The organism is Melioribacteraceae bacterium 4301-Me (genome assembly GCA_041538185.1).
GTDB classification, from domain to species: domain Bacteria; phylum Bacteroidota; class Ignavibacteria; order Ignavibacteriales; family Melioribacteraceae; genus Pyranulibacter; species Pyranulibacter aquaticus.
The window spans coordinates 217,216-229,639 of record JBGORM010000003.1; the positions used below are offsets into that span (position 1 = coordinate 217,216).

8 protein-coding genes are annotated in these 12,424 nt (G+C 33.0%); 1 reads left to right on the top strand and 7 read right to left on the bottom strand.

Annotation, left to right across the window (positions count from 1 at the left end):
• Positions 1-35: 35 nt before the first annotated feature.
• From ABRY23_06960 to pyrR, 3 genes are read right to left on the bottom strand one after another with little or no spacing between them, the layout of a single operon-like run.
• The gene (locus ABRY23_06960) at positions 36-1,331 is read right to left on the bottom strand and encodes a dihydroorotase (GenBank protein MFA3782788.1); all 1,296 of its coding nucleotides are present in this window, start codon (positions 1,329-1,331) and stop codon (positions 36-38) included.
• An 11-nt stretch (positions 1,332-1,342) separates the two neighbouring features.
• Entirely contained in the window at positions 1,343-2,263 is a 921-nt protein-coding gene (locus tag ABRY23_06965; GenBank protein MFA3782789.1) for an aspartate carbamoyltransferase catalytic subunit, read from the bottom strand.
• A 17-nt stretch (positions 2,264-2,280) separates the two neighbouring features.
• Positions 2,281-2,826, bottom strand: coding sequence for a bifunctional pyr operon transcriptional regulator/uracil phosphoribosyltransferase PyrR (gene pyrR / locus ABRY23_06970; protein ID MFA3782790.1), 546 nt, complete (start codon positions 2,824-2,826; stop codon positions 2,281-2,283).
• An 833-nt stretch (positions 2,827-3,659) separates the two neighbouring features.
• Here pyrR and ABRY23_06975 point away from each other — a divergent pair.
• Positions 3,660-4,691: a DUF5689 domain-containing protein gene (locus ABRY23_06975; GenBank protein ID MFA3782791.1), complete on the top strand. Its 1,032-nt coding sequence runs from the start codon at positions 3,660-3,662 to the stop codon at positions 4,689-4,691.
• A 164-nt stretch (positions 4,692-4,855) separates the two neighbouring features.
• Here ABRY23_06975 and ABRY23_06980 read toward each other — a convergent pair whose 3' ends face one another.
• The 4 genes from ABRY23_06980 to ABRY23_06995 all read right to left on the bottom strand — a co-directional run bounded on the left by ABRY23_06980 (position 4,856) and on the right by ABRY23_06995 (position 11,362).
• Positions 4,856-5,386 carry a hypothetical protein gene (locus ABRY23_06980; protein ID MFA3782792.1) on the bottom strand — a complete coding sequence of 177 codons (531 nt, stop codon included), beginning with the start codon at positions 5,384-5,386 and terminating at the stop codon, positions 4,856-4,858.
• 8 nt (positions 5,387-5,394) lie between these two features.
• Entirely contained in the window at positions 5,395-6,429 is a 1,035-nt protein-coding gene (locus ABRY23_06985) for a guanosine monophosphate reductase (GenBank protein MFA3782793.1), read from the bottom strand.
• Between the two features lie 26 nt (positions 6,430-6,455).
• Positions 6,456-8,312, bottom strand: a complete 1,857-nt coding sequence (gene pepF, locus ABRY23_06990; protein ID MFA3782794.1) for an oligoendopeptidase F — start codon at positions 8,310-8,312, stop codon at positions 6,456-6,458.
• A gap of 188 nt (positions 8,313-8,500) precedes the next feature.
• Complete coding sequence (locus ABRY23_06995) at positions 8,501-11,362, bottom strand: phospholipase D-like domain-containing protein (protein ID MFA3782795.1); 2,862 nt, start codon at positions 11,360-11,362, stop codon at positions 8,501-8,503.
• Between the last annotated feature and the right edge of the window lie 1,062 nt (positions 11,363-12,424).

Below are 12,424 nucleotides of genomic sequence, written 5' to 3' on the forward strand. Positions count from 1 at the left end.
GCGCAATTTTTTTGTTCAATTTTTAATACATCTTGTTAAGATGAAATATCAATAAACTGATCTTCATAGAACATTTTATTCTTGTTAATAACTGCTATAGCTTTACCGGTCAACAATCGTTTATCGAAAGGTGAATTTTTTGATTTTGATTTAAATTTATGAACATCTACTGTCCAAACTACATCCGGATCAATAATTGTGAGATTTGCTGGTTCACCTTCTAAAATTAGGGGCACAGGCAGGTTTAGAATTTTACGTGGATTAATAGAAAGCTTTGTTACAAGTTGCTCTAAAGTAAGATATTTTTTATGAACAAGTTCTGTTAAAGCCAAACCCAGTTGAGTTTCAAGGCCGATAATTCCGTTAGGTGCAAAAATGAATTCCATTTCTTTTTCTTCTATTGAGTGGGGAGCGTGGTCGCTTGCAATACAATCAATTGTGCCATCTGCCAGTCCTTCAATAATTGCCTCAATATCTTTTTTGGTTCTTAGTGGCGGACTCATTTTAAAGTTGGTATCAAAAGTTTTTATTGAATCATCAGTTAATGTGAAATGGTGTGGTGTAACTTCGGCTGTAATTTTTATTCCTTTTTTCTTTGCCTGTCGGACGAGCTCAACTGAATTTTTAGTACTTATATGTGCGATATGAATTTTAGCTTTTGTAAATTCAGCCATAATAATATCTCGCATAACAATTAAATCTTCAGCTACAGAAGGAATTGGAGGCAATCCAAGTAATGTTGAATTAATTCCCTCGTTCATAGCGCCGTTTGCGAGTGATTCATCTTCGCAATGTTCTATTATAGGGAGGTCAAACATTTTAGAGTATTCCATAGCATGTCTTAAAATAGAAGCTGTTTTTATAGCAACTCCATCGTCAGAAAAACCTACAACACCTGCTTCAAAAAGCTCGTACATTGGTGAGAGAGCCTCACCTTTGCGAGCAAGAGTAGCTGCTCCTATTGGATAGACTTCAACCAAATGATTTTTTGATTGTTCTTTGATAAATCTGACTACCTCAGCAGAATCAATTGCAGGTTCAGTGTTTGGCATACATGCGATTTCAGTAAATCCACCCGCAGCTGCAGCATTTGAGCCGGTGATAATTGTTTCTTCATCTTCTCGGCCGGGTTCCCTTAGATGGACATGCATATCGAACAAGCCCGGCACACAGTATTTTCCACTAAAGTCATAAACATCAGCATCTTTTTTATCTTCACTGCTCAATGAGCCAATTTTCTTTATTATTCCGTTATCTATTAGTAAATCATTTTTCTGATTTAATTTTTGTTCGGGATTTAGTAAACAAACATTTTGTAGTATTATTTTCATAATTCACCTTTTTAATGCATTGTTCCAAGTAAGTATAAAACTGCCATTCTTACAGCTACGCCGTTTGTAACTTGGTCTAAGATTATTTGGTATGGTCCGTCAGCTACTTCGGATGAAAGTTCAACTCCTCTGTTAATTGGGCCGGGGTGTAAAATTACAATATCTTTGTTAAATTTTTCTAAGCGTTCTGCAGTAATTCCAAAATATTTGTGATATTCTCTTAACGATGGGATCCTCTCTCCTGCATTTCGCTCAAGCTGAATTCTTAGAACATTTAGTACATCATTGTTTGAAATTGCCTCGTTAATATTGTAATAAACTTTGACACCAAGTGATTCTATACCAAATGGGATCATTGTTGTGGGACCGCAGATTGAAACGTTTGCACCCATAGTTTTAAGTCCAAATATATTTGAAAGTGCAACTCTGCTATGAGCGATATCTCCTACAATACAAACATTCAAACCCTCCAATTTCCCAAACTTTTCTCTAATGGAATACATATCAAGTAGGCCTTGAGTTGGATGTTCGTGTAAGCCATCGCCTGCATTTATAATGATAGCATTTGTGATGCGAGTGAGGAATTTTGGGACTCCAGCAGACTGATGACGAACGACTATCATATCTACTTTCATTGCTTCAATATTTCTAACAGTATCTTTAAATGTTTCTCCTTTTTTCGTGCTGCTGCCTGAAGTTGAAAAATTAACAGTATCAGCTGAAAGTCTTTTTTGAGCAAGCTCAAAGGAAATTCGCGTTCGAGTTGAATTCTCATAAAATAAATTTACGATTGTTTTACCTTGCAGTGTAGGCACTTTCTTTATGGGCCTATCGAGAATCTCTCTAAAAGTAGTAGCAGTGTCCAAAATTAATTGTATATCCTCACGAGGAACCCCATGTAATCCTAATAAATGTTTACTTGATAAAGGCATTTTCTTCTCTCAAAAATTTATTGTTTTGGTGCATTAACTAGATATACTGCGTCTTCGCCGTCTATTTCTTTTAGTTTAACTTTTATTTCTTCATTTAGTGAAGTAGGGATGTTTTTCCCTACAAAGTCTGCTCTTATTGGTAATTCTCTATGTCCTCTGTCAACTAATACACAAAGTTGAATTGTATTTGGTCTTCCAAGATCCATTAAAGCATCTAACGCAGCTCTGACTGTCCTGCCCGTGTAAAGTACATCATCAATTAATATTATATCCTTTTCATTAATATCGAAGGTAATACTTGTAACTGAAACTTCCGGTTGCTTTAGTCTTGTTCTAAAATCATCACGATATAATGTTACATCAAGTATGCCTTTAGGTGGCTCGCTATTATCTATTTCTTTTATTTTATCAGAAATTCTATTACAAATAAATTCGCCTCTTGTACGCATTCCAATTAGTACAAGATTTTTTGAACCTTTGTTACGTTCAAGAATTTCATGTGCTAAACGTGTTATTGTTCTTTGAAGGCCAGTTTCATCAATGATTTTAGCTTTTATTTCCATTAACAGACTCCATATATAAAAAAATACCCCGTTGACTAAAAGTCACCGGGGTCTTTAAAAATTTCTTTTATTTTTCATTGCCTTCTTATCTCTCTGGATAAAGTTAAAGGTATATTTTACGGACGAAAGATAGAAATAAGTTCACACATAAGAAAGAATAAAATGAGTTTTTATTTTTGCCTATCGAGAAAAATTGACAAAACAGCCTATTAATAAAATTCAAATTCTTCCACATAGACTTATTCCCGTAGATTTGGAATAGCCGGAATTAAGGTAGATTAATCTTCGCTGCAAGTTTTAGTTTGACCGATGTAAAACTTGTTGTTTTTTTGCTTTTGAGTATGTAGACGTAAAAGTTCAAGTCATAAGAGTTTAATAATAGTGGTGAAGCTACGGAGGCTCGAACTTCTGCGCTCTCCCTACAAAGCTATAGCCACATCAACTTTAATTGATTTTATTGATTATGATGGTTTACTTTCTTGCCGATGAATAAATATGAAACTAAATTTCAATTGGCTATAGCAAGTGTAGTTTTCAGACTAACATCATTCAATAATTTTTATTCCCAAGTTCAAATTTCTAATGCACATTGTAAATACTTTCAATGAAGTTTAATTCTAAAAAAGTAACTTTACACACTCAACTGATTTTCGAGAAGTAAACATTGGTTGACTGTCTTGCTTTTAACAATTACATAGTACTGCAAATATTATTGAAATAAGTAAAAAGTGAATTAACATTTAATTAATACCATCTTATAGAAATAATTTTTATTTTAAATAAAAAAATATGGGGGCTAAGAAAATCATTTTAATATTAATCTGGAGGTTACTATGTTATTTTCTATAACAAACAAATTATTTATTAGAGCCATCCTATTTATCTTTTTCATAGTACTGATACCTAAAATTTATTCTCAGGATATTACGCCTTTGAGAACTATAAAAACAAATGATTCTGATGGCATGTCTACTTGGGTGCAGGCACCTTCAATAAATGTGACTGGTATTGTAACCTCAATTACAGAATTAGGTACAGGTACAGCAGGACCCGGCACAATTCAAGATTCTGAGACGGGTATTGCAATATATGGTAATTTTTTTTCCAGGGATGGTGGACTCAAAAAAGGCGACTCTGTAATTGTTTATGATGTTCATGTTCAGGCATACAATGGTTTAACGGAACTTTCGTACAACCCTAATAGTTCTGTGCAAATTATTTCTAGTGGACATGTAGTTAATCCAGTAGAAATTAAATTAGCTGACTTTAGTGATGGCTGGGATGGTTTTGAAAAGTACGAAAGTATGTTGGTAATGGTAAAAAATGTAACATTTACTGATACGGCAACCACATTCAGTTTGAATGGCAAAAGCGGCTGGAGTTATCATATTACTGATGGTGTTGATACAGTCCAATTTCGTATAGTTAGGAATACTCCATATTATATAGACAAACCTATACCAAAAGGACTAGTAAATATTGTCGGTATTGTTTCGCAATATGATGCTTCAGCGCCTTATAATAGTGGCTATGAAATTTTCCCCATTGATTCAACAAGCATTTCACCAGTTACATCAGTTAATTTTAAACATGAGATTGATAATTCTTACAACCTTTATCAAAATTATCCAAATCCATTTAACCCATCTACAAAAATTGGTTACCAGCTTCCGGTAAGCGGTTTTGTAAGTCTTAAGGTGTACGACCTTCTTGGAAGAGAGATTGCTACATTGGTAAATGAAAATAAATTAGCAGGGAAGTATGAGGCAACTTTTAATGCAGAGGGACTTCCGAGCGGAATTTATATTTATAGGCTTACATCAGGGAGTAAAAATCTTGCTAAAAAAATGTTGCTTGTTAAATAATTATGATATTACCAAAAAAGAAAATTTTTAACAGTGCCTTGAAGACTTTGTAGCGGAAAGAATATATTTATTGTTTGATGTATTAGTTAATCTGCTGCAAAGTCTCTAAGGCATGATGTTCTATTAATGCTTTGAGGCAATCAATAATAATTTTATACTAAAGATTAATGCAGCAAAAAAGTTTCTACTTTAGATTTCTTTCCCTTTTCTTCCCAACTGATAAGCTTATCATCTCTAAAGAAAAAAGTAATATCGCCGTAATAAAGCTGTCTGAATTTTCCCCACTTTTCAATGTTTTGTGTAACTTTATCCGGCTCGCCCCATGAAGCTCGTAGCATTTCCTCATTCATTGATTTCCAAATTCTGCTTGCTAAAATTCTTTCTGCAATTTCTTTTCCAAATTTTTTAGTGTAAAGTTTTCTTTTTAGACTAGTTAATTCGGAAGCGCAGCTTGTTAATTTTGCATCGAGCAATTTAGAAAAATTTGTGAGGCTGTCAATTTCAGTTTTAGTTAAAGAAGTAATTTCATTTAAAAGTTGCTTTTTTGACAAAAGTGAATCGTGGATGATTTTATATTCCTCGATGGTTAATTTTTTCCTTTCTTGTGCAAATGAAGATTTATAAAAAGAAATTATTGAGATAAGCAGTAAGAAAAATAATTTTAGTGAATTTGTAAATACAGATAATATTTTCATAGCATGTGTCATTTTTTAGGTAATCTTTCTATATAAGAACTATTGCTTAGAACAACAAACTTTGCTTTTTCTTGCAGCTCTTCAAGTGATAAACAATTCATATAGCTCATTGCGCTTTTTAATCCATCAGAAATACTGTTAATAACATTTTTAACAGGACCTTTATAAGGGACCATAGTTTCCTCGCCTTCTATAAATTCACTTTTCATTTTAACACCAAATGAAGCAGAGCCGCGGTATTTTTTCCAAAGTTGGTCATTATATTTAATTACTTCGCCGGGTGTTTCTTTTGTCCCAGCAAGCATTCTGCCTAACATTACCATGTCAGAACCCAGCGCAATTGCTTTAACCACGTCACCTGCACTTTTTATTCCGCCATCGGCAATTAGAGCAATTTTTAGTCTCTGTTCTTTGCGTGTAAAGTAAACATCAAGTATAGATGAAACCTGGCCAATTCCAATGCCCGTTTGTACAGAAGTTGTACAAACGCTTCCACCTCCAATTCCTACCCTCACCGCATCTGCACCAGCATCGACCAAGCTTTTTAAGGTTGACCCGCTTGCAATATTGCCGACTATTATTTTTACATCATATTTTTTCTTTATTTGCTCACATTTTTTTAGCACAGATGAGTTATTAGCGTTAGCAGTGTCAATACAAATGATGAACTTCCTCTCAGCTAATTTTTCTATTAGTTCTTCTTCGGAGTTTAAACCAATTGAAACAGCCTTGATTCCATTTACGTTATTATCAGAATTGACCACTTTGTGGTTTGAAAAGATTTCTTTTAATGAGGAATCAAACCTGTTTACAATACCAATTGCACCTAAAGATGAAAGTTCAGAGGCCATAGTTATACCTGTTACTGTATCCATTGGACTGGAAATTACAGGTATGCTAATCTTGACTCCTAAAAATTCTGATTTAATTGTTATATCAGTTCTGCTTTTTATTTGTGATACTTCTGTAGGAAGTAGACTAATATCATCGTAGGTTAAAGAGAGTTCATAATTATTTAATTCTTCTTTAGTGTAGACTTTCATTTTCTTTTTCTCTAAAGTTTTATTATTTACTTTTCGTTTAGCAACTGTTCCAGTTCGTTAAGTAAGTTATTCATTTTATGAACAACTGCTAAAATGGGCTCGGGAGTTCGCATATCTACTCCTGCGTCGTTCAATACATCAATTGGGTATTTCGAATTTCCAGCTTTAAGAAATGATAAATATTTTTCAATTGCTGGTTTTCCCTCAATTTTGATTTTTTCAATTAGAGCTTGTGAAGCAGCATAACTTGTAGCGTACTGATATACATAAAAATTGTAGTAGTAATGTGGAATTCTTGCCCAAGAATAAGATTCTTCTTCATCTACTGTCATTGCAAGTCCCCAATACTTTTGATAAAGTTCACCATTTAACTTACATAACTTATCAGGTGTAAGTGATTCACCTTTTTCCATCATTTCGTTAGCTGTTTTTTCCATTTCAGCAAAATTAGTTTGACGATAAAAAGTAGTGGTTATACTGTTAAGGTTTTTTTCAATTAAAGCCATTTTTTCTTCTTTTGACTTTGCATGTTCAATTAAATAATCTAAAAGAAGAGCTTCGTTCAAAGTTGAGGCAACTTCAGCAATAAAGATTGAATAATCAGCATAAGGATATGGTTGATTTTTTTCGGTGTAGTAGGAGTGCATATTATGTCCCATCTCGTGAGCTAATGTAAAAACATCATCAAGAGTATTGTTCCAGTTCAAAAGCACATATGGATGAACACCAATAATTGTTCCCGAAGAATATGCACCGCTTCTTTTACCCTTGGTTTCGTATACATCTATCCATCTATTATCGAATGCTGTCTTTAAGTTTTTGATATAATCTTCGCCAAGTGGTTTCAATGCTTCAATAACAATATTCTTTGCTTCATCAAAGGAATATTTTTTTTGAACGGAAGGGAAAAGTGTTACATAAGAATCGTAGGGGTGAAGCTCATCTAATTTTAGAACTCTTTTTTTAAGTATTGCCCATCTGTGCATTGGTTCTAAATTCTGGTTGACGGTTGTTATCAGGTTATCATAAACACTTAATGGAATGTTGTTTGGAGTTAAAGAAGCTTCTCTTGTAGAATTGTATTTTCTTGCCTTAGCGTTAAAAATTAATCCCTTAATATTGCCTGTAAAAAGTGCACTTAGTGTGTTTTTATATTCGATGAATGGTTTGTAATAACCTTTGTATACTCTTTCTCTGTAATCGCGGTTAGTAGATTCCAAAGCTGCGTAATATCTACCATGAGATATTTGAACATCGTTTCCTTCTGGGTCTTTTACAATAGGAAACTGAATGTCAGCGTTTGAAAAATATCCGAAAGCATTATAAGGCACTTCTTCTAACGGGGAGGCTAAAGCAAGCAGTTCTTCTTCATTTTTACTAAGTGTGTGGGGTTTCATTCTTAGTATATTTTCAAAATAATGTTTATATATCTTTAGGTAAGAATCATTGTTTACATATTCCCATAATTTTTCTTCGGGTATGCTTAAAATCTCGGGTTTTATGAAAGCACTTGCAGCAGAAAGCTTAGAAGCTAATGTCGAAATTTTATCATACATATCTTGATAAGTAGCATTAGTAAGATCAAGGTCTTTAGACATAGAAGCGTAATTATAAGCTTGACTGAGTTTAGTGCCTACTTTTTCATCCAGCTCTAAGCATTCTTTAAGCATTTTTGCAGACTGGCTAAGTTTACCCTCATATTTTTTGTATTCTGTAATTGCATTTTCGAGCCATTTAAAATCCTTTTCCCATTGATTATCATCAGCGTAGATATCAGCAAGGTTCCACTTGTATTTTGCTTCAATTTTATCACGAGTAGGCAGCTCTAAAGTTTCCTTTTGAGCTTTGGCAGACTGGCTCCATAAAAAAGTAATTGTTCCCATTAGAATTAACCTCATTAGTTTTTTAGATATCATAGTTACGCCAAATTTATGATAAAAATAAAGTTGTGCTCAAAGTTGCGGGTAAAATTAAGTATTTTTATAAAATTATGTTTGGTTGTCAAAATTTTCCCTCGAAAAAGTCAAATATTTATCTATTAATCGTCTTTATTGCATTTGATTTGGTATTATTATTTCAGTAAAACAAATTTTTTTGTGTCAGTAAAACTTCCAATTACAATTCTATAGAAATATATTCCACTGGCTAAATTACTTCCGTCAAATTTCACTTTATAAACTCCTGGGGCTTTTTCTTCGTTCACAAGTGTGGCTATGTCTCTTCCAAGCAAATCGTAAATTTTTAATGCAACATGGCTGCTCACCGGCAGCTGATAAGTAATTATAGTAATAGGATTGAACGGGTTAGGATAATTTTGTAAAAGACTAAAATTGGAGGGAATTTCATCGTTGTTTTTCTTAATGTCAGTAATAATATCGGTACCACCTGCTTCTAAGTATCTTGCCTTAAATTCTTGAAAGTAAAGATTGGCGATTCTTTTGCTGTGGATAATTAGTGTATTTTCATTATTTGAATTTTCTGCAGCATTAGACCAGTTGTGAGAGCCTGTTACTACAATTTGATCTGCCGAACTAATATCTGCATCGATAATGGCATATTTATGATGGAGAAAGCCACTAATTGCATTACCCTTTAATAAAATATCTACTCCGTTATTTTTTAAATAATAGAATTGATTTCCTGTGTCAGTATTATTATCAAGAACTATATGTACTTTTTTACCAGCATTTTTTTTGTTTACTAAAATTTGCGCTAAGTCGCTTCTTGTAAAAGTAAGCATAGCAATATTGATAGATGAAGCAGAAAGGTTCATTGCATTTGCAATGTGGGATGTTGTGTGGTCTGAAGGGTCGAAGTAAAGCTCTATGCGTGCACCGGCAATATTAAAGACATGTGGAGTATTATTTGTCTTCCTAATTCCAAAGCGTGAATTCGCAGAATTAGGTATATCTGTGCTGCTTCCCCACATTTCCTCAAATTCTAATCTATAAGCATTTGCAAGCGATTCATCCTGAATTTCAATTACGTTTTGAGCATCATTATTATTGCCGGAATCAGTAGCATTCCATGAGCCTGTCCAAACCCAATCATTTGTATCGAGTGAATCTCTGTTGTCAAATACAGCAAATTTATTGTGCATAAGTCCAGCACCATTATTTGTTTGGTCAAAATTATCAAATATAACTGGAATGCCTGAGTTAATTAATGAATTCCAAGAGGATGTATTTCTATTATCGTATTCCCCAATAACTCGGATTTTAACCCCTCTATTTTTTGCTCCTTTAAGAGCATTTACGATAGACGAACCAACATTTCCGCTTAAACTGTACAAGGCAATATCAATTGAATGTTGAGTTGAATTTATTCTTCTTAAAAATTGTTCTGCAATATTAACTTGTTGAGCATCCTCACCTGTGGAGACTGATTTATCAACATTGTAATTGAAATATACGTTGATGGTACCACTTGATGTAAGTGATGAGGTTTCTGTAATATAATCCGGCGTACATGTAGTATCACTGTTAATTGAAGAGCAAAGTTGAACGTGATAAATTGTGGAAGGTTCAAGTCCATTTATGCTTAGACTATGTTGTGTAACTTTATTTGTATCAGAAATTATAGTTTCGTACTTATTAGTTTTTCCATATTTAATTATAGTGGTGCCGGGAATGTCAGTTTTATAACAGAAAGTTATACTGCTTGCTGTAATGTTTGACTCATAAGGAATTGTAGAAATTATTTTTGGAGCAGTTTCACTTTCGATTATGTCTTCATAAGAACGAGGTATTAGTTGATAAGAATCTTTGAATTGTGAGAGTACACCTATTATATCAAATTTACCAAAAGGAATATGTCGATTAACTATATTTGTTTTAGAATTTATTCTTGCCTCAATTGTATCGTTGCCTGATAAAAGATTATAATTTGTACCGCTTCCAGCTGCACTCCAAATCGTTGCTGAAGTATTGTTTGTAGTCATGACTTTTTCAATACCGTTGATGCGGACAATTCTTGCTTCATAAGGTTCTATAGTGCTTTGTCTCTGAGATTTAATTTGTGATATTGAAAGAGTTAGAGTATCGTAAACTATATTTCTTTCAGAAATTTTTAGGATTGTTGCTGGATTAAGTTCAAAAAGGTTATAAAACGGAGATACTTTTCCTACCACAATTATTTTGTCGCCTCTCTTAACATTATTTGTAATTGAAGAATCATATACAGCTAACCCGGAATTGTCATCTTGCAAATAAGAAGGACCGCCAAATTCATTTGCAACAGTTACAACACCTTCCGTTACTACCCATTTGCCCAAGTAAAGGTGAGCTCCGTTTTCATTTTTAATTTTAATTTCGGAAATTTTCTTTGGTGAACCGCAGACTAAAATTTTAGGATTAATTTTTGCCGGTGTAAATGTTATACCATCGGTGCTTGATAGAAATGGAACAGTGAATTCATCTGTAGAATCAACAGCCGTAACATTTGGAATATTTATTATTATACTGTCATTTGCAGTTAATGTGAAGTTCATAAAGAAAGTAGTGTCTTTATAACTACTAACAAATGCTGATTTGTTTTCTGTTGTAATTAAGGAGCTGTTCCATTTGAACAATTCGGGTTTTATTAATTTTAAAGCGCGTATTGTATCGGCAGTTGATTTAACGATAAAAGTTAGTTTGGCTGGCATATTGAATTCTAAAATAGCAGGGAAAACAGAAACTTTGATTGGTTCATCATTAGAGTTAATGATTTTTGTATAATTAGCTGTCTCTTTTATTAAAGTTGAGTTATTAGTATAGCGGCTGAATGGTACATAAGTTTTGTTTCTGTTAAGTTCAATGTAAGATGTCGTTTCTTTTTCAGATTTACAAATTGTTAGATTTTCAAACGCTTTGGCAAAAGTGTTACACCAAACTGAAGCATATAAAAATATCGCCGAAGTAAGTAAAAATTTTTTAATGAATTTCATTTTCATAATCCTGCTTTTTTACATTCATTTTTTACCCTTTTGATTGCTTATAACTCAATTTTTAATTGAAAACCTTTTATTAATATTTTAGGAAAAAGTTATATATTAAAGTCCAAAAGAGCAAACAGAACTATTAAAAAGTTAAGAAAGACAGAAAAATTTGTTAGACCCAAAATTTTTTACACACCCAAATTATTTAAAAATGGTGTTGATGTTATATCTTTTATTAATCCAGCCGATGCATTAGAAAATTATGTCTTCACCTTTATTCTGTTTACTTTTTTCCTGCTCCTTTTACTTTAATTATCTTTGCTGTTAAAATCTCTAAGATTAATTGTCATTTCATAATGTAATAAGGTTAATTTAATCATGGTAGTCTTTTGTTACTAAGTTAGTTGTGCTAATAACTCAATCCCTTTACTAAGGTTATGCAATGTTCTTTCTTTTGCTCATCGTAATAAAAAATATTTTCCTTCAAAAAAACTTAGTCTTTTTACTCCAAACTTAGTAACATGCCCGTACCTCATAAAAACTCAACCTTTGGGAATTCACCACCTACGATAAGTATTCACCACATTTTGGAGTGGTGGATTCCATTTGTGGATTACCTTATTACCCAAACCCCCTCTTTTATAAGCTAATAAGGTTAATTCTCATCTGGGCTATGCTCTGTTACTAAGGTTACCTCTGTTATTAGCATACTTCTCTTTTTAAGGTATGCGATGTTTTTTCCTTTGCTCATCGTAATAAAAAATATTTTCCTTCAAAAAAACTTAGTCTTTTTACTCCAAACTTAGTAACATGCCCGTACCTCATAAAAACTCAACCTTTGGGAATTCACCACCTACGATAAGTATTCACCACATTTTGGAGTGGTGGATTCCATTTGTGGATTACCTTATTACCCAAACCCCCTCTTTTATAAGCTAATAAGGTTAATTCACATCTGGGCTATGCTCTGTTACTAAGGTTACCTCTGTTATTAGCATACTTCTTTTTTTAAGGTATGCGATGTTTTTTCCTTTGCTCATCGTAATAAAAAATATTTTCCTTCAAAAAAACTTAGTC